The organism is Streptomyces olivochromogenes (assembly GCF_001514115.1).
Classification (GTDB): Bacteria; Actinomycetota; Actinomycetes; order Streptomycetales; family Streptomycetaceae; genus Streptomyces; species Streptomyces olivochromogenes.
Map to the genome: position 1 here is coordinate 751,982 of NZ_KQ948451.1, position 26,002 is coordinate 777,983.

Consider the following 26,002-nt stretch of genomic DNA (forward strand, 5'->3'; position numbering starts at 1 on the left):
CGCCACCGTAGGCGCCGCCACTGACAACAGCGTCCGACCTGCTACTTCGTCAGCTCGCTCAGTTCCTGGTCCGTGGTCTTCGAGACCCGGTGGCGGATCGCGAACCAGCCGCCGACCAGCAGGGCCGCGATCACCGGGATGAGGAGCAGGGTCTTGCGGCCGACCTCGGGGTCGTTGCCCATCAGGCCGAGCACGGCCAACAGGAAGGCGATGGTGACGATCTCGGTCACGGGGCTGCCGGGGAGCCGGAAGGACGGGCGGCTGACCAGGCCCTCCTTGGCGCGGCGGACGAACACCAGGTGACAGACCATGATGATCACCCAGGTGCTGATGATGCCCAGGGACGCCACGTTCAGGACGATCTCGAAGGCCTGGCTGGGCATGAGGTAGTTCAGGCCGACGCCGAGCACACACACCGCGCAGGTGAGCAGAATGCCGCCGTACGGGACCTGGTTGCGGTTCATCTTCGCGGTGAACCGGGGCGCGGAGCCCGCCATCGCCATGGAGCGCAGGATGCGGCCGGTGGAGTACAGGCCGGAGTTCAGGGACGACATGGCCGCGGTGAGGACGACCAGGTTCATGACGTCACCGGCACCCTGGACGCCGATCTTCGACAGGACGGTGACGAAGGGGCTCTCGTCGGCCGAGTAGACCGACCCGGGCAGCAGCAGCGCGAGCAGGACGACCGAGCCGACGTAGAACAGGCCCACACGCCACATGATCGAGTTCACCGCGCGCGGGACGACCTTCTCCGGCTCGGCGGTCTCGCCCGCGGCGACGCCGACCAGTTCCAGGGCCGCGTACGCGAAGATCACGCCCTGCATCACCAGGACGACCGGCATGATCCCGTGCGGGAGCAGACCGCCGTGGTCCGTGATGACGCTCAGGCCGGGCTTCTGGCCGCCCACGTCGTGGTGCGTGGCCAGCAGGAAGATGCCGACCAGCATGAAGGAGACGAGGGTGGCGACCTTGACGATCGCGAACCAGAACTCCATCTCGCCGAAGATCTTCACCGAGATCAGGTTGACGGCCAGGACCACCGCGAGGGCGATCAGCGCCAGCACCCACTGCGGGATGTCGGTGAAGAAGCTCCAGTAGTGCGTGTAGAGCGCGATCGCGGTGATGTCGGCGATACCGGTCGTCGACCAGTTGAGGAAGTACATCCACCCGGCGACGTACGCACCCTTCTCGCCGAGGAACTCGCGCGCGTACGACACGAAGGACCCGGAGGAGGGCCGGTAGAGGACCAGCTCGCCGAGCGCCCGCACGACGAAGAAGGCGAAGACTCCGCAGACGAGGTAGGCGATCGCCAGCGCGGGTCCCGCGTTGTGGAGGCGGCCGCCGGCGCCGAGGAAGAGCCCGGTGCCGATCGCGCCGCCGATGGCGATCATGTTGACGTGGCGGGCCTTGAGGTCCTTGCTGTAACCGGCGTCGCCCGCGTCCGCGGGCGTGCGGGCCGCGTCGGTGCGGGATGCGGCCTTGGCCGTGTCTACGGCGTCCTTGCTCACGCGTGGATCTACTCTCTGGTGCGCCCACGCACCGAGTGCGCGGGTTTCCGGATGTGCCTCGGCCCGCACCGCCCCTGACGCGGCACAGACCAAGGAGCCACCTTCCCCGAGGGATCCCCGGGATGCGATGGCACAGCTCACACCGCGGAACATCTCACATGGTGATCAAAGGGTGCAGAACTCTTCGAGAGCGCTTTCACAGGACCGGTGAGACAGCAATACTGTTGCACCTGATCGCTGCACCATCGCTGCACCATCGAAGAGGCGAGGACCTGCCATGACGACGGACACCGAGGAGCCGACGCTCACGGTCGACGAGCTGGCCGCACGCGCGGGCGTCACGGTCCGTACGGTCCGCTTCTACAGTTCCAAGGGGCTGCTCCCGCCGCCCGTGATCGGACCCCGCCGGGTGGGGCACTACAGCCAGGAGCATCTGGCCCGGCTCGCGCTCATCGAGGAGCTGCAGCGCCAGGGCATGACGCTGGCCGCGATCGAGCGCCATCTTCAGCGGCTGCCGGCCGACCTGAGCGCCCAGGATCTCGCCCTTCACCGTGCCGTGGTCGCCTCCTGGGCGCCGGACGCGGCGGAGGACGTGACACGCGAGGAACTGGAACGGCGGGCCGGCCGCCCCCTGGGCGAGGAGGCCCTGGAGCGGCTGGTCGCGATGAACATCATCGAGCGGACCGAGGGCACATCCGGCAGCTTGGACGGCTCGGACTCTCCGGACTCCCTGGCCTCCCCGGAGTCCCCGGAGTCCCTGGCCTCCTCGGACTCCTTCCGTGTGGACCCGGCGCTGCTGGCGCTCGGCGTCCAGCTCCTCGACGTACCGCTCGCGCACGAGTCGATCCTCGCCGCGCGCGGCGTCCTGCTGGAGCACTCCCGCGCGGCGGCACGCGAGCTGTCCGCGTTGCTGCGCGAGGCGGTGGGCGAGCACGAGTCGGTGGCGGCGGTGAAGTCCCTCTCGGCCCACATGCAGCCGCTGGTGGTGCAGGCGCTGCTGACCACGTTCCAGCGCTCGCTGAAGGCGGAGCTGCGGGAGTGGCTCAAGGAGTCCTGAGCCGCTGAGGACTCCTGGGCCACACCCGCACGCCTCCTGCTCGGCGATACGTCAGCTGTCGCTGAACCTCTCGCCCTTCTGCGCCTTCTCGACGAGCAGCGCGGGCGGCGTGAACCGCTCCCCGTAGCGCTCGGCGAGTTCACGCGCGCGTGCCACGAATCCGGGCAGACCTCCGTCGTAACCGTTGATGTACTGGAGCACACCGCCGGTCCAGCCCGGGAAGCCGATCCCGAAGATGGATCCGATGTTGGCGTCGGCGACGGACGTCAGCACGCCCTCCTCCAGGAGCCGAACGGTGTCCAGCGCCTCGGAGAAGAGCATGCGCTCCTGCATGTCCTTGAACGGGATCTCGTGCCCGGGCTTGGTGTAGTGCTCGCGCAGGCCGGGCCAGAGCTTGCCGCGCTTGCCGTCCGCACCGTACTCGTAGAAGCCCGCGCCGCCGCTGCGCCCGGTGCGGCCGAACTCGTCGACCATGCGGTCGATGACCGCCTCCGCCGGGTGCGTCTGCCAGGTGCCGCCCGCCTCCTCGACGGCCTGCTTGGACTCCTTGCGGATCTTGCGCGGCAGGGTGAGCGTCAGCTCGTCCATCAGGGAGAGGACCTTGGCCGGGTAGCCCGCCTGGGCCGCCGCCTGCTCGACGGAGGCGGGCTCGATGCCCTCGCCGACCATCGCGACGCCCTCGTTGATGAAGTGGCCGATGACGCGGGAGGTGAAGAAGCCGCGCGAGTCGTTGACGACGATCGGGGTCTTCTTGATCTGCCGTACGAGGTCGAAGGCGCGCGCCAGTGCCTCGTCGCCGCTCCGGTCGCCCTTGATGATCTCGACGAGCGGCATCTTGTCGACGGGCGAGAAGAAGTGCAGTCCGATGAAGTCGTCCTGCCGCTCCACGCCCTCGGCGAGCACGGTGATCGGCAGGGTCGAGGTGTTGGAGCACAGCAGCGCGTCGGGCTCGACGATGTTCTGGATCTCCTGGAACACCTTGTGCTTGAGGGCCGTGTCCTCGAAGACGGCCTCGATCACGGCGTCGCAGCCGGCCAGGTCGTTCGGGTCGGCGGTCGGCGTGATGCGGGCGAGCAGCTCGTCGGCCTTCTCCTGCGTCGTACGGCCCCGGGAGACGGCCTTCGCGCAGAGCTTCTCGGAGTAGGCCTTGCCCTTGGCCGCCGCCTGCGCCGACACGTCCTTCAGGACGACGTCGATGCCCGCGCGGGCGCACGAGTAGGCGATGCCGGCGCCCATCATCCCGGCGCCGAGGACGGCGACCTTGCGGACCTTGCGCGGCTCGATGCCCTGGGGGCGGTTGGCGCCGGAGTTGACCGCCTGGAGGTCGAAGAAGAACGCCTGGATCATGTTCTTCGAGGTCTGCCCGGTGACCAGCTCGGTGAAGTAGCGGGCCTCGATGACCAGCGCGGTCTCGAAGTCGACCTGGGAGCCCTCGACGGCGGCCGCCATGATGTTGCGCGGGGCCGGGTAGGGGGCGCCGTTCAGCTGCTTCCTCAGGTTGGCCGGGAAGGCGGGCAGGTTGGCGGCGAACTTCGGGTTCGACGGCGTGCCGCCCGGGATCTTGTAGCCGGGCTTGTCCCAGGGCTGCCGCGACTCGGGGTTGGCGTCGATGAAGGCGCGCGCCTTGGCGAGCATCTCCTCGGAGGTGGCCGCCACTTCGTGGACGAGCCCGTTCTCCAGGGCCCGCTGCGGGGAGTACTGGGTGCCCTGGAGGAGCACCTTCAGCAGCGCGTCGGTGATGCCCATGAGGCGGACGGTGCGGGTGACGCCGCCGCCCGCGGGCAGCAGGCCGAGGGTGACCTCGGGCAGGCCGATCTTGGAGCCGGGGGCGTCGAGGGCGACGCGGTGGTGGGAGGCGAGGGCGATCTCGTAGCCGCCGCCGAGGGCCGCGCCGTTGATGGCGGCCACGACCGGCTTGCCCAGGGTCTCGATGCGGCGCAGGGAGGACTTGATGGCCGTGCCGGTGTCGAAGGCCTCCTGGGCGTTCTCCGGCCCCGCCTTGATCATGTCCTTGAGGTCGCCGCCCGCGAAGAAGGTCTTCTTGGCGGAGGTGTAGATGATGCCCCGGATGGAGTCCTTCTCGGCCTCGGCGCGTTCGGCGATCGCCGCGATCGAGTCCTTGAAGGCCTGGTTCATGGTGTTGGCGGACTGGTTGGGGTCGTCGAGGACGAGGGTGACGACACCGGTCTCGTCCTGTTCCCAGCGGATGGTGGTGCTCTCGGTCATGAGGAGGGTCTCCGTAGAAGCCGTTTAAGCCGTGGAAGTCTGGGGGTCCCGCCGGGGGTTACAGGCGCTCGACGATGGTCGCGATGCCCATGCCGCCGCCCACGCACAGCGTGGCGAGGCCGTAGCGCTTGTCCTGGCGCTCCAGTTCGTCGACGAGGCTGCCGAGGATCATCGCGCCGGTGGCGCCGAGCGGATGGCCGAGCGCGATCGCGCCGCCGTTGACGTTGACCTTGTCGAGGGACAGGCCCATGTCCTTCACGAAGCGCAGGACGACCGCGGCGAAGGCCTCGTTGATCTCCACGAGGTCGATGTCGTCGATGGTCAGCCCGGCCTTGGCGAGCGCCTTGCGGGTCGCGGGCGCGGGGCCGGTGAGCATGATGGTGGGCTCGGAGCCGGAGACGGCGGCGGCGACGATCCGCGCGCGGGGGGTGAGGCCGTGGCGCTCGCCGACCTCCTTGGAGCCGATGGCGACCAGGGAGGCGCCGTCGACGATGCCGGAGGAGTTGCCCGCGTGGTGGACGTGGTCGATCTCCTCGACCCAGTGGTACTTCTGCAGCGCCACGGCGTCGAAGCCGCCCAGCTCGCCGATGTCCGCGAACGAGGGCTTCAGCTTGCCGAGCGAGTCGGCGGTGGTGCCGGGGCGCATGTGCTCGTCGTGGTCGAGGACGACGAGCCCGCTGCGGTCCTTCACGGGGACGACGGACTTCTCGAACCGGCCGTCCTTCCAGGCGGCGGCCGCGCGCTCCTGGGAGAGGGCCGCGTACTCGTCGACGTCCCGCCGGGAGAAGCCCTCGATGGTGGCGATGAGGTCGGCGCCGATGCCCTGCGGCACGAAGTTGGTGGCGATGTTGGTCATCGGGTCGGCGAACCAGGCGCCGCCGTCCGAGGCCATGGGCACGCGGGACATCGACTCGACGCCGCCCGCGAGCACCAGGTCCTCCCAGCCTGAGCGGACCTTCATCGCGGCCAGGTTGACGGCTTCCAGGCCCGAGGCGCAGAAGCGGTTCTCCTGGACGCCTGCGACCGTGTCGGGCAGTCCGGCGGCGATCGCGGAGATACGGGCGATGTCGGAGCCCTGGTCGCCGACCGGGCCCACGACACCGAGCACGATGTCGTCGATCGCGGCCGGGTCCAGGCCCGGCAGGCGGCGCTGGATCTCGTGGATGAGGCCGACGACCAGGTCGATGGGCTTGGTGCCGTGCAGGGCGCCGTTCGCCTTGCCGCGCCCGCGCGGGGTGCGGATCGCGTCGTACACGTACGCTTCGGTGCTCACTGATAAGCCTTTCGGGGAGGGTGCGGAGGATCAGCCGAGCAGGGAGCGGCCGATGATCTCCTTCATGATCTCTGTGGTCCCGCCGTAGATGGTCTGGATGCGGCCGTCCGTGAAGGCCCTGGCGACGCGGTACTCCGTCATGTAGCCGTAGCCGCCGTGCAGCTGGAGGCAGCGGTCCGCGACGCGTTTTTGCAGTTCGGTGGCCCACCACTTGGCCATCGAGGCGTGCACGGCGTCGAGTTCGCCGTTCGTGTGGTCGACGACGCAGCGGTCGAGGAACGCACGGGTGACGGCGCACTCGGTCGCCATCTCGGCTATCTCGAAGCGGATGTGCTGGAGCTTGGACAGCGGCCGTCCGAAGGCCTCGCGCTCCTTGACGTACTGGGTGGTGATCTCCAGCAGGTACTCGGCCGCCGCGATCCCGGCGACGGCGATGCCCATGCGTTCCTGCGCGAGGTTCGTCATGAGGTGCACGAAGGCGCCGTTGAGCTCCCCGAGCAGGTTCTCCTTGGGGACGCGTACGTCGTGGAAGAACAGCTCGGCCGTGTCCTGCGCCTTCTGCCCGATCTTGTCGAGATTGCGGCCACGCTCGAAGCCTGCCATGCCGCGCTCGACGACGAGCAGAGACAGACCGTGGGCGCCGCCCTCCGGGGTCGTCTTCGCGACGACGATCACCAGGTCGGCGAGGATCCCGTTCGAGATGAAGGTCTTGGAGCCGTTGAGCAGCCAGTGGTCGCCCCGGTCCTCGGCGTGCGTCCTGATGCCCTGGAGGTCGGATCCGGCGCCCGGCTCGGTCATCGCGATCGCCGTGATGAGCGAACCGTCGCAGAACCCCGGCAGCCAGCGCCGCTTCTGCTCCTCGGTGGCCAGGTCCGTCAGATATGGCCCGATGATGTCGTTGTGCAGCCCGAGGGCGAGACCGGCGGCCCCCGCGCGCGTGAACTCCTCGGCGAGTACGGCGCTGTAGCGGAAGTCGGCGTTGCCGCCGCCCCCGTACTCCTCCGGTACGGCGAGGCCGAGCAGCCCCTGTTTCCCGGCGGCGCGCCAGGCCTCGCGCGAGACGATGCCGTCCTTCTCCCACTGTTCGTAGTACGGCGTCACCTCCTTGGCGAGGAAGGTGCGCACGGTCGCCCGGAACGCGTCGTGCTCGGCGCCGAAAATCTGCCGCTTCATGCGCGAACGACCTCCTAGAGCCAGCTCTTGACGGTCTCGACCAGTCGGGCCGGCTCCGGCCCCACGGGAGTGATGTTGAGCATGTCGACCCCCGCCTCCCGGAAGGCCTCGACACGCTCGCGCACATAGCTCTCCGGCCCGCACAGCGAGATCAGCTCGCAGAGCTCGGCCGGTACGGCGGCCTCGGCCTCCTTCTTCCGACCGGAGAGGTACAGCTCCTGGATGAGCCGGGCCTCCTTCTCGTAGCCGTAGGCCACCGCGAGGTCGTTGTAGAAGTTCTTGCCGGGGGCGCCCATGCCGCCTACGTAGAGGGCGATTTTGGGTCGCGCGAGTTCCCGTACGGCCGCCGCGTCCTCGCCGATGGCGAGCAGGCCGCCCGCGACGGTCCGCAAGGGGCCGAGCGCCGGGTCCCGCAGTGCGGCGCCCTCCGCGAGGGGGCCGCCCCACATCTGGTGGGCCTTCTCCGGGATGAAGAGGGTGGGCAGCCAGCCGTCGGCGAGTTCGGCGGTCATCCGGACGTTGGCGGGCCCCAGGGACGCCACGTACAGCGGGATGTCGGGGCGCACCGGCTTGGTGAGGAGCTTCAGGGGCTTGCCCAGGCCGCCGGGGCGGGGCATGTCGGTGATGCCGTGGTGGTCGATGACCTCGCGGCGCAGGATGCGGCGGGTCAGCTCGATGGCCTCGCGGGTGCGGCCCAGTGGCTTGTCGTACGCCTTCCCGTGCCAGCCCTCGACGACCTGCGGGCCCGAGGCACCGAGCCCCAGCATGCCGCGGCCGCCCGAGATCGCGTCGAGTCCGGCGGCGGTCTGCGCGAGCAGCGCCGGGGTGCGCGAGTAGACGTTGAGGATCCCGGAGCCGATCTTCATGCGCTCGGTGCGGGCGGCCAGATAGCCCATGATCGTGGGCGCGTCGAAGCCGTAGGCCTCCGCGACCCAGACGGCGTCCAGACCCGCGGACTCCAGCGCGGCGACCTCGTCGGCGGCCTGCCGGGGGTCGCCCGCGTAGTCGAGCGGGAGGGAGAGCTCCATCAGTCGCCGTCCTTCATCGAGTCGTCCTTCACGAGGTCGTGCCGCGTCAGCCGTGGTACGTCCCAGTCGCGGGCCACGTCCGCGGTGTCGGCGCCCGGCAGGGCGGGGCCGGTGCGGACGGAGGTGCGGGTCAGGGAGAAACGGGGTGCGGGGGCGGGCTGGGTGATGCCGCCGTGGTCGGTGAAAGTGCCGCGGGCGGCGAGGTGGGGGTGGGCCGGCGCCTCCCGCAGCGACAGGACGGGGGCCACGCAGGCGTCGGAGCCCTCGAAGACCGCGGTCCACTCGTCCCTGGTGCGGGTCTTGAAGCGGGCGGCGACCGCCTCGCGCAGCTCGCCCCAGCGGGCCAGGTCCTTGCGGGCGTCGGCGTACTCCTCGATGCCGAGCAGTTCCACGAACTCGGCGTAGAACTGCTTCTCCAGGGCGCCCACCGCCATGTACTTCCCGTCGGCCGTCTCGTACGTGCCGTAGTACGGGCAGCCGCCGTCCAGGAGGTTGGCGCCGCGCCGGTCCTGCCAGCCGCCCGCGGCGAGCATGCCGTGGATCATCGAGGCGAGGTGCGCGGCGCCGTCGACGATCGCCGTGTCCACGACCTGCCCTGCGCCGGTGGCTCGTGCGTGGTGGAGCGCGGCGAGGACGCCGACGACGAGGTAGAGCGAGCCGCCCGCGTAGTCGCCGACGAGGTTCGCGGGGACCGTGGGCGGCTCGTCCGGCCTGCCGATCATGCCGAGGGTGCCGGTGAGCGCGATGTACGCGATGTCGTGCCCGGCACGCGAGGCGAGCGGGCCCTGCTGGCCCCAGCCGGTCATCCGGCCGTAGACGAGCCGGGGGTTTCGGGCGTGACAGGTCTCGGGGCCGACGCCGAGACGCTCGGCGACGCCGGGGCGGTAGCCCTCGACGAGGATGTCCGCGCGTTCGACCAGATCGAGGACGCGGGCGGGGCCGTCCTCGGCCTTCAGGTCGATCACGACCGACCGCTTGTTGCGGTTGGTGATGTCGTACTCCGGGTTGACGGCGAGCCCTGTGCCGCCGGGCCGGTCCACGCGGACGACGTCCGCGCCGAGGTCGGCGAGGAGCATGGCGGCGAACGGGCCGGGGCCGATGCCCGCCAGCTCCACCACCCGCACTCCGGCCAGCGGGCCGTACGCCGGCGTCCCTGCCACTGCCATCGAGCCCCCAGCACTGTGACACCACTGATGTGACATCAGAGATGTTAAGAACGTGTTCCACGCCGGGCAAGCCCCCAGCGAGCAAGCGCTTAGTTAAATCCCGGGTGTCGGATCATGCCGAAACGTCATGAAACAGGGCACGTCAGCGGCGTATGCCGCCGCACGGCCGGCGCGCGTTCCCCTGCACGGCCACGGCCACCTCCGACCTCTAATTCGACCTCGTCGTTCGGCTGCTCGTACCTCACGCTAGCCTCAGCCACCGACAACGGCGCTTCGCGCACGACAGATGGGGTGTCATGAGCAGGCTGAACGGGACCGCTCGCACGTACGACATCGTGCTCTTCGGAGCCACCGGGTTCGTCGGGGCTCTCACCGCGGAGTACCTCGCCGCCCACGCGCCCGAGGGGCTGCGCTGGGCGATCGCGGGCCGCGACGAGGCAAAGCTGGCGCGGCTGCGGGAGCGGCTCTCCGGCGCCCCCGACATCCTCTTGGCGGATGTCGCCGATCCGGCGTCGCTGCGTGAACTCGCCCGCGGCGCGCGCGTGGTGGCGACGACCGTAGGGCCGTACATACTGCACGGCGAGGAGCTGGTCGCCGCCTGCGCCGACGCGGGCACCGACTATCTGGACCTCACCGGCGAGCCCGAGTTCGTGGACCTGATGTACGTCCGGCACGACGCACGCGCGCGGGAGACCGGGGCCCGCCTGGTGCACGCCTGCGGCTTCGACTCGATTCCGCACGACCTGGGCGCCTACTTCACGGTGCGGCAGCTGCCCGAGGACGTGCCGCTGCGGGTCGACGGTTTCGTCCGCGCGCAGGCGATGTTCTCGGGCGGCACGTTCGCCTCCGCGCTCACCCAGTTCGCGCGCGGGCGGCACATCCTGGCCGCGGCGCGGGATCGCGGGCGGCACGAACCACGGCTGGTCGGGCGGCGGGCACACGCGCCGCTGAGCACTCCGCGGTTCGCCAAGGAGGTCGGGGCATGGGCACTGCCGCTGCCCACCATCGACGCCCAGATCGTGCAGCGTTCGGCGCGGGTGCTGGAGCGCTACGGGCCCGACTTCCGCTACCGCCACTACGCGGCCGTCGAACGGCTGCCGGTCGCGCTGGGCGGGGTCACGGCCGTCGGCGCGGTGTTCGCGGCGGCCCAGGTGCCGCCCGCGCGGCGCTGGCTGTCCGACCGGATCAAGCCGGGCGAGGGACCCAGTGCCTCGCGGCGGGCGAAGAGCTGGTTCTCGGTGCGGTTCGTGGGCGAGGGCGGCGGGCGCCGCGTGTTCACGGAGGTCGCGGGCGGCGACCCCGGCTACGGCGAGACCGCCAAGATGTTCGCGGAGTCCGCGCTGTCCCTCGCCTTCGACGACCTGCCGGAAACGGCCGGACAGGTCACGACGGCGGTGGCGATGGGCGACGCGCTCATCGAGCGGCTGCGCGGGGCGGGGATCACCTTCAGGGTGGCCGCGTCCCGGTAGGACCGTCCGGAAGGTCCGCCCCCTAGAGCGGCCAGCCCAGCACCGTGTAGATCATCCCGCCGATCCAGCCGACCCCGGCGAGGACGGAGAGGACGAGCGCGGCCATCACGGTGCGCTCGACGGGCTGGGTGGCGCCGGTGGCGGGCTTCGGGGAACGGTGCGTCGTCATGCGCAACAGCCTGCCGATCATGACGGCGCCCCCGCATCCGTACAGGTACTCAGAACACGTACTCAGGGCACACACTCAGTCAACGGGTGAGGCTCCTGAGGGAGTTGTCTCCTTCAGGGCCCGTCGGCACAGGGAGTCCGCGCTGCGGGTGGTCTCCGGGAGGCGGTACTTCGGGGTGAGCGCGAGGGTGTGCGCGCAGGCGTTGTCGAGGCTCACCCGGTGGCCGACCGAGACGAAGACCGGCTTGACGCCGTCCTGGGTGCGCAGTGCCCGACCGACCTCCTCCGGGCCCGTCGGTTCGCCCGCGAGCAGCGGGGAGGCGCTGCCGCGCCGGGCGCCGGGCTCCTCGTAGGAGAAGGTGAACGGGTTCTTGGCCACCCCGATCGTGGAGAGCCCGGTGAGTACGCCGAGGTGGCTGGCGAGGCCGAAACGCCGGGGGTGGGCGAGACCGTAGCCGTCGCAGACCACGAGGCCCGGCGGACACGGCAGCGCGTCGAGCACGGCCAGCACGGTCGGGATCTCACGGAAGGCGAGCAGCCCGGGGACGTAGGGGAAGGAGACCTGTCCGACGGCGGTGGCCTCGGCGACGACGGCGAGGGTCGCCGCGTCGAGCACGACGGCCGCGGCCACGACGACGTCCCGCTCGTCGTCGTACGCCACGTCGACGCCCGTCACCCTGCCGGTGCCGGGCGGCGGCCCGGGTTCGTCGAGCACCACGCGCCCCCGCAGTTCGTCCTGCACGGCGCGGGCCTGCTCCTCGGTCGCGGGCCAACCCGCGGGAATCGGTACGGTGTTCAACGAGGTGTTCATGGTGCCGACGAGCCTAAGCCCACAGCACCGGAAGGGGCCTTGGGGCGGTCACTTGTCGCCCAGCGCGCGCCTCAGCTCCTCCTTGTTCATGTCCGACCGGCCGTGGATGTCGCGGCGCTTGGCCTCCTCGTACAGCTGGTCGTACGTGGGGCCCTGGGCGCCCTGGTGGGAGCGCAGGCCGCCACGTCTGCCGGAGGAGATGTCCTCGGTGGACGTGCGGCTCGCGGTCTTCGACTCGCCGGCCCGGGCGCGCTCCTTGTTGACGGTGCGCGCGGCGATCTCCTCGGCGCGCTCCCTGCTCTCTCCCCGGTCGAGAGCGCTCTCCTTGATGTGCTCGTACTGGCGTTCGCGCTTGGGGCTGGAGCCACGGGGCATGGCGGCTCACTTCCTTCCGTGTCGCCGATCGCTCGCTTGCGCGTCGGCGACACGGGTACCCCACTCGCCACGGGCCACGCGGCGGTCAGCGCTCCAGACGTGCCACCCGGCCCTTCTCCCCGGAGGCCCAGCAGCCCAGGTCGGGGGTGCAGTCCACGGTGTCGTACGAGCCGGTGTCCAGGGTGCGCCAGGTGCGGCCGCCGTCGGTCGTGAGGTCGGTGCCGGTCGGGCCCACCGCGAGCGCGGAGGTGCGGCTGTGCGGGAGCCAGGCGACACCGGAGCGGTAGGCGGGCGGCGGCTGGGCGGCGGGGGCCCAGGTGCGGCCGCCGTCGGGGGTGAGGGCGGCCGCCTGGGGCGATGCCTGGTCGGCGCGGTAGTCGCCGCCGACCGCGAGGCCGTGGGCGCGGTCCCGGAAGGCGAGGGCGAAGACGCCACGCGCCGGGTCGCCCGCCGGAATCGGCGTCTCGGCCGCCTTCCAGGTCAGTCCCCGGTCGGTGGAATGCAGCACACGCGCGTGTGCGCCCCCGCCGGTGGCCAGCCAGGCATCGTGCGATCCCGCGCTCACGAGGCACTGCCCACTGGCGGCGAAGCCCGCCTCGCCGTCCTGCGCGGCGGGCATCCCGTCGCTGGGCAGCACCTTCCAGGACCGTCCGCCGTCGCTGGTGGACAGGATGCGGAACCTGCCGTCCACGGGGTCGCTCATCGCCAGGCCGTGGCGCCGGTCGAAGAAGGTCAGACAGTCGTAGAAGGCCTTCGCGTCGGTGTTGCGGAAGGACTCGGTCCAGGTCGCGCCGCCGTCGTCGGTCCTGAAGACCCGGGAGGCCTCGCCCTCACCGATGGCGAGGACCACCGCGCGCCGCGCGTCGAACGCCTCGATGTCGCGGAACTCCAGGTCGGCGGCGCCGGGCGGCGAGACGTTCCGCCAGCTCGCGCCGCCGTCGGTGGTGCGCAGGACGGTGCCCTTGGCGCCGGCCACCCAGGCGGTGTCCCGGCTGACGGCCGACAGCCCCCGGAAACGCACGTCACTGCCACTGTCCTTGAGCGCCCAGTGGGCCGCCTTCCCCGCCTCGTGTGCCTGCGCGGGCGCCGCCGTCAGCGCGGCGGCGAACGCCGCCGCGCACAGTCCCACGGTGACCGCCCGACTCGTACGTCTCGACTTCCCCAAGCCCCTCATGGCGGGCGAAGCTAGCCCACTCCCCGGGCGCCGTCCAGATGCCCTCCGCGGGAACCCGGGGGCCCCGGTTGGTGTCCTCTCCGGTATCGCGGGCATGTCGGAACGAGAAATGGATCACTACGTGTCACCGAGGTGAATGAACTCGGTGACGGAGGTCACTTGCGTTTCAGGTGCACTGAATGGCTCATTCCGTCGTCTCATACATTGCCCGGCCTCATCCGCCCGGAGTTCGTCCAGCCGTCACAAGGGAGCAAGGCGTTGTCCACCGTCATCGAGCAGCCCGTAGAGGCCCGCCTCGTCGCCGCCGCCCCGCGGATGCCGAGCATTCCCGCAACGCTCCACTACGACCGGAGCGACCCCTTCGCCGTCCGTATGACCTTCCCCGCCCCGGCCACGCTGGAGGGCGTGGAGGTCTGCTGGACGTTCGCGCGCGAGCTGCTCGCGTCCGGCATGGAGGACTCCGTGGGGTACGGCGACGTACGGGTGCGGCCGTACGGCTACGACCGCACCGTTCTGGAGTTCCACGCCCCCGAGGGCACCGCCGTGGTGCATGTGCGCTCGGGCGAGGTGCGGAAGTTCCTCCAGCTCACGACCGAACTGGTACCCGTCGGACTCGAGCATCTCCAGGTCGACCTGGACCACGACCTGGAGGAGCTGATGCGGGGCACCTGCTGAGCGGCGCCCCCGCCCTCAGCGAGCGCCGCCCAGCAGGGTGTTGAGCTCGGCGTAGTCGAGTCCACCGGTCAGCGAGTCGTAGGTCCCCGCGCTCAGCAGCTCCCGCGCGGCACGGCGGACCACGGCGTGCGCGGCCTGCGCGATGCTCGAGCCCGTGCTGATCCGGGCGACCCCGAGCGCGGCCAGCTCGGCGACGGACGGTGCGCCGGGGCCGACCAGCACATTGAGCGGGCCCTCGACACCCGCCACGAGCGACTTCACCGTCCCCGGGTCGACGGCCCCGGGAACGAAGATCCCGTCGGCTCCGGCGGCAAGGAAGGCGGCGGCTCGCTGCAGGGTCTCCTCGATCCCTCCCGCGCCCCTCAGAACAGTGTCGATGCGCGCGTTGATGAACAGCGGGACACCCGCCGCATCGGCTGCGGCACGGGCCGCGGCGATACGCTCCGCCTGCTCGGCGACCGGCCGCAGCGGACCGCGGCCGCCGTTGCCGTCGCCGACACCCTCGCCGTCGTACAGCGCGTCCTCGATGTTCACGCCCACGGCGCCGGCCGCGAGCACCGCGCGGATCGTGTCCCCGACGCCCGCGGCGTCCTTCGCGTAGCCGCTCTCGATGTCAGCGCTCACCGGGACCCGGACCACGGCGGCGACGCGTGCGACCGCGCCGAGGGCCCGGTCCCTGTCCAGCCGGTCCCCGTCGGCCGTTCCCAGGTCCCAGGCGAGCCCCGCGCTGGTCGTCGCCACGGCGGCCGCGCCCGCCTCCTCGACCAGGCGCGCACTCGCCGTGTCCCAGACGTTCGGGAGGACGAGTGGGCGGCCGGGAGTGTGCAGGGCGCGGAAGACGAGGGCGGTTTCGTGGGTGGGGTTCTGGTTCGTCATGGGGACGATCCCATCACCGGTGGCGGGGCAGGGGCTGGCAGGAATGCGACGTGTGCGTGAGAGGCCGGGAAGCACGGTCGGGTGCGGGTTCGCCCGGAGGTTGCTCGCGCAGTTCTCCGCGCTCCTTCCCGGGCGCCTCAGCCCCCCGTTGCCGCGCCCGAGGTCGATGCCGCCGTGGCCGCCACGACGATCGCGGTGCGCACCTCCTGGATGACCTTCTTCAGCGCCGGGGCCGCCGCTCCGCTGCGGTCCGTCAGCTCCTCGATGCGCTGCCTGTAGAGCTTGCGGTCCTTGCCGGACGCCAGCGTGCGCAGTTCGGCCGCGGCGGCGAGGGCGACGAGGGCCGCGTCGCGGTCGGAGACGTCCTCGACGGGCAGGGGCCCCTGCAGCACGGTCCGTGCCTCCTCCCGCAGCGCCTCCACCGCGGACACTCGCTCCAGCTCGTACTCCACGGACGGGAAGAGCCCGAGCACCCGCTTCTTCTCGGCCCGCAGGTATCCCTCGGCGGCGAGCTGCGCGCGGACCGCGTCCAGGGTGACGCGTGCCCGCAGGGTCACCCACGCCTTCCATTTCCGGGGCCGGGACTCCTCCACCAGTTCCAGGAGCCCGTCGAGGACCAGGTCCCCCGTATGGGCGTCGGCGTCGACCGGTGTGGCGATGCCGTCCACGTCGGCGAGCAGTCCGCGCTGGGCGAGCTCCGTGAGGGCGCCGGCGCGCACCAGATGGTGGAGGTGGGTCGCCCCCGTGACCTTGAGCCTCGTGGTGTCCCAGGCCAGCAGATAGAGCCGGGCGGGCAGCGACAGCGAGCCGTTGGGCACGAGATCTCCTTCGGGGTCGAGGTCGGGGCCACGTTAATGCGTTGACAGCGTTCAGGGCCGTTCCTACGGTGTACAGCGGTCCTGTTGTCGTCGATTGGAGAAGGACGTTGCTCGTCTGAGGTCTGAGACACCGCGTCACACAGTGGGCTTTCGTCGCCCCCGTGTGCGCAGCGTGCGACCTCGGCGTATGAGCCGTCCTCCGGTCTACGGGGCCTTTTGCCCGCCCTCCTGACTGGATCGTCGTCACCTCGCGGTGTCCCGAACGCGTGCCCCTGACCGCACCCAGTAATCGCGAGGCCCTCATGTCTTCTTTCCCCACCTCCCTCAGCTGCACCTCCCTCTCCTTCGCCTGGCCGGACGGAACCACCGTCTTCGAAGACCTTCAGATCGCCTTCGGCCCTGGCAGGACCGGGCTCGTCGGCGTCAACGGATCAGGGAAGTCCACCCTGTTGAAGCTGATCGCGGGCGAACTGACCCCGGCCGACGGCACGATCCGCGTCGCCGGCGAGGTCGGATATCTGCCGCAGAACGTCACGCTCGACACCGCCCTGCGGGTCGACGAGGCGCTCGGCATCGCCGCCACGCGTGCCGCGCTGCACGCCATCGAGGCGGGCGACGTGGCCGAGGAGCACTTCGACGTCGTCGGCGACGACTGGGACGTCGAGGAGCGGGCGCTCGCCATGCTCGGCGAACTCGGACTCGGGCACGTCGAGTTGGACCGCACCATCGGCGAGGTCTCGGGCGGCGAGTCTGTACTGCTGCGCCTGGCCGCGCTACTGCTGCGCCGACCCGACATCCTGCTGCTGGACGAGCCCACCAACAACCTCGACCTGTACGCGCGCCGGCGGCTGTACGCGGCCGTCGAGGCCTGGTCCGGGGTCATGGTCGTGGTCAGCCACGACCGCGAACTGCTGGACCTGGTCGACCAGATCGCCGATCTGCGCTCGGGCGAGGTCACCTGGTACGGGGGCAACTTCTCCGCGTACGAGGAGGTCCTCGCCGGCGAGCAGGAGGCGGCGGAGCGCATGGTGCGCGTCGCCGAGGCCGATCTGAAGCAGCAGAAACGCGAACTGGTCGACGCGCAGGTCAAGCTCGCCCGTCGCAAGCGCTACGGGCAGAAGTTGTTCGAGCAGAAGCGCGAGCCGAAGATCGTCATGGGTGCGCGCAAACGGGCCGCCCAGGAGTCGGCGGGCAAGCACCGCATCATGCACGAGGAGAAGCTCGCCGAGGCGAAGGACCGGCTCGACGACGCGGTGGAGGCCGTACGGGACGACGACGAGATCCGTGTCGACCTGCCGTACACGGCCGTACCGCCGGGCCGCACCGTGCTCACGCTGGAGAACCTGGAGCTGAAATACGGCGCGCGCGTGAACGGCGTGTTCGATCTGCGCGGGCCCGAGCGGATCGCGCTGATCGGGCGCAACGGCGCGGGCAAGACGACGCTGCTGCGGACGATCGCCGGGGAGCTGGAGGCCGTGTCCGGCCATGCGCTGGCTCATGTGCCGCTGCGGTTCCTGCCCCAGCGGCTCGATGTGCTCGACGGGGAGCGGACCGTGGCCGAGAACGTGGCCCGTTTCGCGCCCGCCGCGACCAACAACCGGGTCCGGGCGCGGCTCGCCCGCTTCCTGTTCAAGGGGGCGAAGGCCGACCAGCAGGCGGCGACGCTCTCCGGCGGCGAACGCTTCCGGGCGACGCTCGCGGCGCTCATGCTCGCCGAGCCCGCGCCGCAGCTCCTGATGCTCGACGAGCCGACCAACAACCTCGACCTGGCGAGCGTCCGCCAGCTCACCACGGCGCTCGAGTCCTACGAGGGCGCGCTGATCGTCGCCAGCCACGACCTGCCGTTCCTGGAGTCGATCGGAATCACACGCCGGCTGCTGCTGGAAGGAGGAGAACTGAAAGAAACCACGGCGGAAGCTGTCGGGTATCCGACATAGCGCCGGGCCCGGAGGCTGACTAACGTCGCTTTCGGGCACCGCCCCGCGTCACGTTCGGACGCGGGTCCACCCGGCGTCCGGTCGAAGGGTGCCGAGTCGGGGGCTGTTGTGCGCGCGAACGGCGCTGCATGATGTGCGCCGATGCACCCTGCCGATTCGGAGACCGCAGTGCCCAGCCAGAAAGCCCTCATCCGCAGGCCCAGTCCCCGTCTCGCCGAGGGACTGGTGACGCACATCGAGCGCGAGAAGGTGGACGTCGACCTGGCCGTCGAACAGTGGGAGGCGTATGCCGAGGCGCTGCGCACGCACGGCTGGGAGACCGTCGAGGTCGATCCGGCCGACGACTGCCCCGACTCGGTGTTCGTCGAGGACGCCGTGGTCGTCTTCCGCAATGTCGCGCTGATCTCCCGCCCCGGCGCCGAGTCCCGTCGCGCCGAGACAGCCGGGGTCGAGGAGGCAGTGGCCCGACTGGGCTGCTCGGTGAACTGGATCTGGGAACCGGGCACCCTGGACGGCGGCGACGTCCTGAAGGTCGGCGACACGGTGTACGTGGGCCGCGGCGGGCGCACCAACGCGGCCGGGGTCCAGCAGCTGCGAGCGGCCCTCGAACCGCTCGGGGCGCGGGTCGTGGCCGTACCCGTGAACAAGGTGCTGCATCTGAAGTCGGCGGTCACCGCGCTGCCCGACGGGACGGTGATCGGCCATGAGTCCCTGGTGGACACGCCCTCGCTGTTCCCGCGCTTCCTGCCGGTGCCCGAGGAGTCCGGGGGGCATGTCGTGCTGCTCGGCGGCGGGAAGCTGCTGATGGCAGCGAGCGCCCCGAAGACGGCGGAGCTGCTCGCGGGCCTCGGTCACGACCCGGTTCTCGTGGACATCAGCGAGTTCGAGAAGCTCGAGGGGTGTGTGACATGCCTCTCGGTACGGCTTCGGGAGCTGTACGTCTGAGCACTCCCGCTCCCCGCTGGGACCCCCACTGATCAGGCACTCTTTACAGCGAACTTAACCTACGGTTTCGTAACCTACGGATACGTAGCCTACGATGCCGTAGGTTTTGTCTCCCGCTCGGTGACCCGCCGAGCAACACGCTCGGCAACACACCCGGCAACACCCTCAGTAACTCGCTCAGTAACTCGCTCAGTATTTTCACGTCCCCCTGGAGCACCCGTGACGATCACTTCTCCCCACCTTGGCAGCCCGGCCACCGCCTGGACCGACGCTCGGCTGCTCTACGCGTTGGAAGAAGTGGTCGAGACCGAGCTCAACCGCCATCTCAAGGTGGCCAAGGACTGGATGCCGCACGAGTACGTGCCGTTCAGCGACGCCCGGAACTTCCCCGGCTTCTTCGAGGACGGCGAGGCCTGGAACAAGGAGCAGTCCAAGGTCACGGAGATCGGCCGGATCGCGCTGGTCGTCAACCTGCTGACCGAGGACAACCTGCCGAGCTACCACCACGAGATCGCCGCGCTCTTCGGCCGTGACGGCGCCTGGGGCACCTGGGTGCACCGCTGGACCGCCGAGGAGGGCCGGCACGGCATCGTGATGCGCGACTACCTGCTCGCCTCGCGCGCCGTCGACCCCGACAAGCTCGAGGCGTTCCGCATGTTGCACATGAACGAGGGCTTCGAGTCGGACAACCGCCACTCGATGCTGCACACGGTCGCGTACGTCGCCTTCCAGGAGCTCGCGACCCGCGTCTCGCACCGCAACACCGGTCACCAGTCGGGCGACCCGGTCTGCGACCGCATGCTGGCGCGCATCGCGACCGACGAGAACCTGCACATGGTCTTCTACCGGAACCTGCTCAAGGCCGCGTTCGAGCTGGCCCCCGACCTGACCATGCAGTCCGTGCGCGACGTCATCGTCGACTTCCGGATGCCCGGACACGGCATGCCCGGCTTCGAGCGCGCCGCCGCGCAGATGGCCATCGGCGAGGTCTACAACATGCGCATCCACCACGACGACGTGCTGCAGCCGGTGCTGCGCCACCTGAAGGTCCTGGAGATGGACGGCCTCGGCCCCGAGGGCCTGCAGGCCCAGGAGGAGCTCGGCTTCTTCATGGGCGGCCTGGACGCGGAGGCCTCGAAGTTCGACGAGAAGCTCGCGGCCCGCAAGGCGCGGATGGCCGCGCGCGCCGCCGGCTGACCCTCTCCGGTCGAAGCCGCCTCACTCGTACGCCGTCACCTGGTCGAGCGCCGCGTCCCGCACGTCGGCCACCGGGTGGCGGCGCAGTGCTCTCAGCTGCTCCCGCCAGGGCGTGGCCCAGCCCGTGCGGGCGCCGATCGCCCCGGTGACGGCCGCCGCGAGCAGCCCCTGGCCGTGCCCGCCGTGCGCGCCCAACCGCCGCACCACCTCCAGCAGGACGTCGGGATCCCCCTCGTGCGCCCGCCGTCGCAGTCGCTCCCCGAGCTCCTGGGCCGTCCGTGCGGCCAGCGCCGGGCGTCCCTCGGTGAGCGCGGCCAGGCGCTCCAGGTCCCCCGGTTCCCCGTCCAGGTCCAGGTGGAACGCCGTGATCGCGGCCGCCTGCGGTACGAAGGCGTCGTACCCGGCGAGCAGCTCGCCGGCGGCGAGGGCCGCCGGCCGGATGGGCCGCGGGGCCGTTCTGGCCCGCTGGGCGAGGTACACGACGAGGTGGTCGACGCGCCGCCTGGCCGGTCGGTCGCGACGCTCGCCGGCATCGGCGCGGCCGATCTCCTCCGTCGCGGCGGCCGTCTCCGCCTCCGCCAACGTCCGCAGCGCCTGCTGAAGGCCCCGGCCGCCGCGTGGTGAGCCCGCCGCCGCGGTCACCAGACCATTGGCCGCCGCGTGCCAGCTGATGCGTCCCGTCAGATCGGTGACGGCGTCGGCGAGGACCGTCGGCGACTCGGGGGACCAGGGCGCCCAGCGGGCCAGAGCGTCGAAGGCGAGGGTGGCGGTCTCGGGGTCTTCGGTGGACGACACCTCGCGAACCAGCCCGGCGTACCGCTCGCGTTGGGGCTCGGGCAGGTCCAGCGGGGTGACGCGCAGGATCGCGGTGCGCAGGACCGGCTCGGCGCCCGCGGCGTCGCGCAGCATGCCCCAGACCGGTTCCTCGGCGAGCAGACCGCCCGCGAAGGCCACGATGGCGGCGCGGACGTCGACATGGGTGCCCGGCGCCGCGTACGCCTCGGTCAGCAGCGCCGCCGCCCGTGGCATCGGGAGCCGTACGGCGGCGAGCCGGGCGGCCTCCTTGCGGCTGGTCACCTTGGCGCGCGGCGCGAAGAGCACCGCGCGCAGTTGCGCGGCCAGGAGCGAGGGTGCCACGTACCGGGACGCCTGCGTGGCCGCGTAGACCGCGACCCGGGCCCGCTCGCCATCCGCGTGCGCCAGCAGCTCGGGCAGCGCGTCGGCGGGCCGGTCCGTCCGGGCGAGTGCGGCGAGCGCCGCCTCGGCGAGCAGCACGTCCGGGGACCCGGTCCAGTGGCGTACGAGATCGGTGCCGCGGCCCGGGACGAGGGCGCACTGCGCGACGGCGGCGGCCCGTTCGAAGAGCGGCAGCGCGGCGTCCTCGGCCTGGTCCGCCAGCTGTCGTGCCACCGCGCGCTGTTGGCGTGGCACCCAGCGCCGTACGTCACGGTCCACCGGTACGGTCCAGGGGGTGCCCTTGGTCAGAAAGCGGCCGTAGGGGGGAGTCTCGGCGAGCAGCGGGTCGAGCAGGTCGGTGCGGCGTCGGGTGACGATCCGCAGGACGGGCCACAGCGCGCCCGCGGACGGTTCGAACGCGAGGACGCGGGCCACCCGTTCGTCGCGGGTCGCGGGGGGCTCGAGCCACAGTTCGACCGCGTGGCGCATGGTCGCGTCGTTGCCGTACCGGATGGCCTGCCAGAGGAGTTCCTGAAGTTCGGGCATGCCGGCGGCGCGCCGCCCGACCGCGCGGGCGATCGTGAAGGCGAGGCTGTAGTCGGCCTTTTCGGCGCCCGCCTCGATCCAGGGGCGCAGGGCCTCGTACACCTGGTGCTCCTGGCCGCGCCGCAGGGCCGTGTCGAGACGGCCGAGGTCGGCGCGACCGGTGTTGCCGGAGATCCGGACCAGGGTGCGCAGGGCCCAGTTCACCAGCTCACGCCGTCCGCCCGCCGCGTGCTCGCGCAGTACGGACAGGGCGAGGTCGCTGAGATTCTGCCGGGTGGCGGGCGAGGAGTCGCGGGCCTCGACGGCGTCCGCGGTGATGCGGTCGAGGTGCGGCTCGGCGTCCTCGGTGAACAGCGCGGGCCGCACCCCGGACAGTGCGCCGAGCGCGGCCGAGCGCACCGGGTCGTGTTCGTTGCGCAGCCGGGCCATCTCCTCCAGGACGGAGGTGACGGCGGCGTGGTCGCCGGAGCGGGCGGCGTTGCGGATGAGCAACGGCCAGGCTTCGGCGCGGTCTTCGGCGGCCGGGCGGCGGGTGGCCTCGACGAGCCGTTCGCGAGCTTCCGCGACGGGCAGGAAGGACTCGGCGAGCAGCAGGGAGTTCCAGAGGGCGCCGTGCTCGCGTGCGACGGCCGCCATGCGTCGGGCCTCTTCGGCGACACAACTGCGGGGCAGCACCGCGAGGATGAACACGTCGACGGTGGCGTGTCCGGCTCCTCGGCCTTCCAGCGCGGCCCGGTAGAAGGCGTGGCGTCGCGCCGGCGGCAGCGCCTTGACGAGCGGCGCGAGATCACCCCAGTCGGCCAGGACCCGGCTGAATGCCAGGAGTTCGGGCGCGTCGGAACGGGCCAGCCTGCGCAGCACGGTGGGCCTCAGGGCCCTGTAGCGGCGCGCGGCGAATCCGGTGGGGGTGAGCAGCAGGCGCAACAGCCCGCTCGGGTCGGCCGCCGCGAACCGCGGGAAGTGGTCGTGCAGCGGGAGGGGCAGGGTGGCGGGCCCGAAGCGTTCAAAAAGGTCGAGCACGCGCAGGGGCTGCGTCGCGACCGTGGCGGCCACACCTGGGACGTACCGGCCCCACCAGGTGTCCCGCAGGGCCTCGGGGAGCGCCGCCAGTTCGCCTTCGGCGACGTCGAGAAGGGTGCCGGGATGCCGCTTGGCGAGGGTCTTCCAGCCGGTGACGGCGTGGAAGAGTTCGGGCAGCAGGCGGGCGACCGTCTCCGGCGCGCAGCCCGGCAGCAGCCGGGCCGCCTCGGCGTCGCCCCAGTCCCGCCGCAGCCCCGGCAGCAGCCGGTCGGCCAGTGCCGTGCGCCGTCCCGCGACGATCGCGCGCAACAGCTCCCTGCGGACCGCCTCCGGGGCGTCGGCGAGCGCCGACTCGTAGGCGGAGTCGGGCACTTGGAGGCTGTCCGCGACCCGGAGAGCCTGTCCGCGCACGAAGGCGTCCCGGTCGGCGATGCGGTCCGCGATCCACTCGGTGTCGCGGCCGACGGCGGCCGCGACGACGGCGATCCCCCGTTCGTACGGTCCGCGTGATTCGAGTTCTTCCAGCACGGGCCGCAGCGGCTCCTGCTCCTTCACCCGCAGGGCGAGTTCGCGCATGCGCTGGGGGAAGGGCAGCGGGTCGAGGGCGTTGAGCAGACTTTCGGCGTGCCGCTGCGGGGTGCGATCCATGCGGGGATTGTGCCCTGCTGAGGCGCGCGCGGCGTACTGGTTTCCCGGTGCGCTCCGGCGAACCGGGGCCATCGTCGGAAACCGTGAGGGGAAGGGGGCGGGGCGGCTGGATTCGAACCAGCGTGTTCCGGTTTTGGAGACCAGGTGCGCCTGCCTCTGCGCTACGGCCCCGCCCTTGAGTCCGAGCGTAGCGGCGCCGTGCGGTGGACGCTGCGTACGGCGGCGATGTCGGCCGGGACGGACGGCATCGGGATGTGCGCGCTGAGCGCGTCCAGACGCCGCTTCACACTGGTCGCGATGGACTGCCCCAGCACGAACCGGGTGGCGGTAGCGGCGCGCGGGGCGGTGTCGAGGAGACGGTGGGCCTCGCGGCTGCGCATGCCGGTGTGGGCGAGGACGAGATGGGTGAGGCGGTGTTCGGCGCTCGCGAGGGTGTGCGCGATGTCGGTGGCCGCCGTGAGGTCGACGTGGTTGTCGGCGGCGCCGAGCACCGCGGCCGCCCGCACCCGCCCGAGGTCGAGCAGGGTGACCCCCGCCGCGGTCGCCGCCGCCACCAGTCGGGCGGCGGCGCTCGGCCCGATGCCGTTGCTGGCGACGGAGAGCCGGGTGAGCCGTCCGTGCGGCGCCCGCGCCAGCGCGTCGGCGAGGCGCAGCGCGCCCGCGTCGCCCAACCCCGCTGCGGATACGTAGAGTTCGTCGAGCGCGCCCTCGGCGATGAGCGCGGACAGCGGCACCGCACCCGCCGCTCCGAGCGGATTGCCGCCCACGAACAGCCGCTCGATGCGGCGGCCGTTCTCCGTCGCGGCGAGGAGGGCGTCGGCGAGGACCACGGCGCCCGTCGCGTCGAGCCCGGTCTGCACGAGGTCCAGTGTGCGCAACGACCGTGCGGCCTCGACGAGTTCGGCCACGGCCCGCCCTCCCCCGCTGCCCAGCGGGTTGCGTTTGAGCCAGACGCCCGTGACGACCCACGGCGAGGCGCGCAGGTTGTCGGCGATGCGGCAGGCGCCGCCCGCGGTGATCCCGTTGCAGCCGAGGTACAGCGTCTCGACCTCGGCGCGCGCGGCGACCGCGGCGGCACCCTCGTCGCCGAGCCCGTCGGTGCCGAGCAGCAAATGCCGTACGGGAGAAGGCTTGTCCGAGACGGCGGACAGGTCGGAGAGGGCCTCGGCGACCAGCGCCGCGCCCCGCGCTCCGAGTCCCTGCTTGCACAGGTCGAGGCGCCCGTCGGGCAGCGCCGTACCGGCCGTGAAGTCGAGCCGCTCACCGGCCGGACGGCCGTCGCGCAACCAGTCGAGCAGCGGGGCGAGTTCGGTCAATGGGCGCGCTACGACCGCCGGTACGCCCGCGAACCGCGGGTCCCGCTTCCGCTCCGGCTCGGTCACCATTCCGCCTCCCGGTAGTCCTTGAGGAACACCCCGGACACGGGTGCGCCCGCCTCGCCCCGCACGATCGGGTCGTACACCCGGGCCGCTCCGTCCACGATGTCGAGGGGGGTGCGGAACCCCGCGCCCGCCATCCGCTCCTTCTTGGGAGCGGGGTTCTCGTCGGTGATCCAGCCGGTGTCGACGGCGCACATGTGCACGCCCTGTTCGGCGAGTTCGGCGGCGCTGGTGCGCGTGAGCATGTTGAGCGCGGCCTTGGCCATGTTGGTGTGCGGATGGCCGGCCGTCTTGTTGCGTACGGCGAAGCGGCCCTCGACGGCGGTGACGTTGACGACATATCGCCGCGGGTGGGGCGAGGCGAGCAGCAGGGGCAGCAGCCGGTCGCAGAGCAGCGCCGGGGCGAGCGCGTTGACCAACTGGGTCTCCAGGACCTCGGCCGGGTCGAGTGCGCCCAGCCGGGCCGACCAGGAGTTCTCCGGGGAGGGGTCGGGCAGCAGCCCTGCCTCGTCGGCCTCCCGCAGCGCCGCGGGGAGCGCCGAGGGACCACCACCGGCCAGCGCCCGCATCGGCGTGAACCCCGGTGCCTCCCGGGCCCCTTCGGGCAGTCCGGCGCGCTCCCCGGCGGCCAGCAGCGCGTACGAGTCGGCGGGCCGCCGTACCGTCTGCGCGGCGTTGTTGACCAGGATGTCGAGGGGCTCACCCTCCTGCCTCAACTGCTCGCAGATCCCCAGTACCTGGCGCGGATCACGGAGATCCACCGCCAGCACCGTCAGTCGGTCCAGCCACTTCGCGCTGCCCGGTTCGGCGCGGAAGCGACGCATGGTGTCGTGTGGAAAGCGGCTGGTGACGAGGAGTTCGGCGCCGTCGCGCAGCATCATCAGGGCCAGCTGGAAGCCGATCTTGACCCGGCCTCCGGTGAGCAGCGCGCGACGGCCGCTCAGGTCGGTGGTGAGCGCACGCCGGGCGGTGTTGTCGGCGGCGCAGTCGGGGCACAGCCGGTGGTAGAAGGCGTCGACCTGTCGATAGGACGTCTTGCAGACATAGCAGGAGCGGGGCTTCACGAAGAGGCCGCCGCCTCCGGGGCGGGCGAGCGGTGCGTCCTCCCGCCGGTCGAGCGCTCCTGTCGCGGTCGCGGCCATCACGGCCGCGTCGGCGGCGGAGAGTTCGGCGCCGCGCACCTTGCGCCTGCGCATCCGCCCGTCTCGCGCGAAGGACGCGGCGACCTGTTCGGCGCGCAGCCTCACCGGGTCGTCGACGGGCAGTGCCCGCAGTTTGCCGACCGTACGGTGGAACGCCGCCAGTTCGTCCTGTGTGATCGCGCCGCCGTCACCCATGTGTCCCCGCCCCGCGTGTG

At 71.6% G+C, this 26,002-nt stretch carries 21 protein-coding genes and 1 tRNA gene; 6 read left to right on the forward strand and 16 right to left on the reverse strand.

The annotated features are described in order from the left end of the window. Positions 1-41: 41 nt before the first annotated feature. A complete protein-coding gene (locus AQJ27_RS03450; protein WP_067361357.1) occupies positions 42-1,508 on the reverse strand; it encodes an amino acid permease in 1,467 nt (488 codons plus the stop codon). A gap of 277 nt (positions 1,509-1,785) precedes the next feature. On the opposite strand from AQJ27_RS03450, the gene AQJ27_RS03455 reads away from it, so the two are divergent. Further along, positions 1,786-2,565 (forward strand): MerR family transcriptional regulator, encoded by a 780-nt coding sequence (locus AQJ27_RS03455; RefSeq protein WP_067361360.1) that lies wholly within the window; start codon positions 1,786-1,788, stop codon positions 2,563-2,565. A gap of 51 nt (positions 2,566-2,616) precedes the next feature. Here the strand turns inward: AQJ27_RS03455 and AQJ27_RS03460 are convergent, their stop codons facing one another. From AQJ27_RS03460 to AQJ27_RS03480, 5 genes are read right to left on the reverse strand one after another with little or no spacing between them, the layout of a single operon-like run. Beyond that, entirely contained in the window at positions 2,617-4,791 is a 2,175-nt protein-coding gene (locus AQJ27_RS03460) for a 3-hydroxyacyl-CoA dehydrogenase NAD-binding domain-containing protein (RefSeq protein WP_067361363.1), read from the reverse strand. Between the two features lie 58 nt (positions 4,792-4,849). After that, positions 4,850-6,064: an acetyl-CoA C-acetyltransferase gene (locus AQJ27_RS03465; protein ID WP_067361371.1), complete on the reverse strand. Its 1,215-nt coding sequence runs from the start codon at positions 6,062-6,064 to the stop codon at positions 4,850-4,852. A gap of 30 nt (positions 6,065-6,094) precedes the next feature. Continuing rightward, entirely contained in the window at positions 6,095-7,237 is a 1,143-nt protein-coding gene (locus AQJ27_RS03470; protein ID WP_067361374.1) for an acyl-CoA dehydrogenase family protein, read from the reverse strand. A 14-nt stretch (positions 7,238-7,251) separates the two neighbouring features. Beyond that, positions 7,252-8,265: an LLM class F420-dependent oxidoreductase gene (locus AQJ27_RS03475; protein WP_067361377.1), complete on the reverse strand. Its 1,014-nt coding sequence runs from the start codon at positions 8,263-8,265 to the stop codon at positions 7,252-7,254. Then, a complete protein-coding gene (locus tag AQJ27_RS03480; protein WP_235613399.1) occupies positions 8,265-9,431 on the reverse strand; it encodes a CaiB/BaiF CoA transferase family protein in 1,167 nt (388 codons plus the stop codon). The genes AQJ27_RS03475 and AQJ27_RS03480 overlap by 1 nt, the downstream gene beginning before the upstream one ends. A 296-nt stretch (positions 9,432-9,727) precedes the next feature. Here AQJ27_RS03480 and AQJ27_RS03485 point away from each other — a divergent pair, with 296 nt between their 5' ends. Further along, a complete protein-coding gene (locus AQJ27_RS03485) occupies positions 9,728-10,900 on the forward strand; it encodes a saccharopine dehydrogenase family protein (protein ID WP_067361381.1) in 1,173 nt (390 codons plus the stop codon). A gap of 22 nt (positions 10,901-10,922) precedes the next feature. On the opposite strand, the gene mmpA is transcribed toward AQJ27_RS03485, so the two are convergent. The 4 genes from mmpA to AQJ27_RS03505 all read right to left on the reverse strand — a co-directional run bounded on the left by mmpA (position 10,923) and on the right by AQJ27_RS03505 (position 13,428). After that, on the reverse strand, positions 10,923-11,069 hold the full coding sequence (mmpA, locus tag AQJ27_RS57240; protein ID WP_162489330.1) for a morphogenic membrane protein MmpA: 147 nt from the start codon (positions 11,067-11,069) through the stop codon (positions 10,923-10,925). A 75-nt stretch (positions 11,070-11,144) separates the two neighbouring features. Continuing rightward, positions 11,145-11,879: an endonuclease V gene (locus AQJ27_RS03495; protein ID WP_067361388.1), complete on the reverse strand. Its 735-nt coding sequence runs from the start codon at positions 11,877-11,879 to the stop codon at positions 11,145-11,147. 48 nt (positions 11,880-11,927) lie between these two features. Beyond that, a complete protein-coding gene (locus AQJ27_RS03500; RefSeq protein ID WP_067361390.1) occupies positions 11,928-12,254 on the reverse strand; it encodes a plasmid stabilization protein in 327 nt (108 codons plus the stop codon). 85 nt (positions 12,255-12,339) lie between these two features. After that, on the reverse strand, positions 12,340-13,428 hold the full coding sequence (locus AQJ27_RS03505; RefSeq protein ID WP_067361392.1) for a WD40/YVTN/BNR-like repeat-containing protein: 1,089 nt from the start codon (positions 13,426-13,428) through the stop codon (positions 12,340-12,342). Between the two features lie 258 nt (positions 13,429-13,686). On the opposite strand from AQJ27_RS03505, the gene ssgD reads away from it, so the two are divergent. Beyond that, complete coding sequence (gene ssgD / locus AQJ27_RS03510) at positions 13,687-14,103, forward strand: spore wall synthesis regulator SsgD (protein WP_067361393.1); 417 nt, start codon at positions 13,687-13,689, stop codon at positions 14,101-14,103. 15 nt (positions 14,104-14,118) lie between these two features. Here ssgD and AQJ27_RS03515 read toward each other — a convergent pair whose 3' ends face one another. Then, positions 14,119-14,979: an isocitrate lyase/PEP mutase family protein gene (locus AQJ27_RS03515; protein ID WP_067361394.1), complete on the reverse strand. Its 861-nt coding sequence runs from the start codon at positions 14,977-14,979 to the stop codon at positions 14,119-14,121. Positions 14,980-15,116: 137 nt separating this feature from the next. Next, positions 15,117-15,797 carry a GOLPH3/VPS74 family protein gene (locus tag AQJ27_RS03520; RefSeq protein ID WP_067361395.1) on the reverse strand — a complete coding sequence of 227 codons (681 nt, stop codon included), beginning with the start codon at positions 15,795-15,797 and terminating at the stop codon, positions 15,117-15,119. A gap of 302 nt (positions 15,798-16,099) precedes the next feature. Here AQJ27_RS03520 and AQJ27_RS03525 point away from each other — a divergent pair, with 302 nt between their 5' ends. The 3 genes from AQJ27_RS03525 (at position 16,100) to AQJ27_RS03535 (ending at position 19,876) form a co-directional block, all read left to right on the forward strand. Then, entirely contained in the window at positions 16,100-17,734 is a 1,635-nt protein-coding gene (locus AQJ27_RS03525; RefSeq protein ID WP_067361397.1) for an ABC-F family ATP-binding cassette domain-containing protein, read from the forward strand. A gap of 168 nt (positions 17,735-17,902) precedes the next feature. Further along, a complete protein-coding gene (ddaH, locus tag AQJ27_RS03530) occupies positions 17,903-18,679 on the forward strand; it encodes a dimethylargininase (RefSeq protein WP_067362715.1) in 777 nt (258 codons plus the stop codon). A 219-nt stretch (positions 18,680-18,898) separates the two neighbouring features. Then, positions 18,899-19,876, forward strand: coding sequence for an acyl-ACP desaturase (locus tag AQJ27_RS03535; RefSeq protein ID WP_067361399.1), 978 nt, complete (start codon positions 18,899-18,901; stop codon positions 19,874-19,876). A 21-nt stretch (positions 19,877-19,897) separates the two neighbouring features. On the opposite strand, the gene AQJ27_RS03540 is transcribed toward AQJ27_RS03535, so the two are convergent. The 4 genes from AQJ27_RS03540 to AQJ27_RS03555 all read right to left on the reverse strand — a co-directional run bounded on the left by AQJ27_RS03540 (position 19,898) and on the right by AQJ27_RS03555 (position 25,982). After that, entirely contained in the window at positions 19,898-23,266 is a 3,369-nt protein-coding gene (locus AQJ27_RS03540; protein ID WP_067361403.1) for a hypothetical protein, read from the reverse strand. Between the two features lie 96 nt (positions 23,267-23,362). Then, positions 23,363-23,439 (reverse strand) — tRNA-Trp (locus AQJ27_RS03545). Then, positions 23,428-24,651, reverse strand: coding sequence for a leucine-rich repeat domain-containing protein (locus tag AQJ27_RS03550; protein WP_067361409.1), 1,224 nt, complete (start codon positions 24,649-24,651; stop codon positions 23,428-23,430). The genes AQJ27_RS03545 and AQJ27_RS03550 overlap by 12 nt, the downstream gene beginning before the upstream one ends. After that, a complete protein-coding gene (locus tag AQJ27_RS03555) occupies positions 24,645-25,982 on the reverse strand; it encodes an SDR family NAD(P)-dependent oxidoreductase (RefSeq protein WP_067361413.1) in 1,338 nt (445 codons plus the stop codon). Before AQJ27_RS03555 ends, AQJ27_RS03550 begins: the two co-directional genes overlap by 7 nt. Positions 25,983-26,002 lie beyond the last annotated feature (20 nt).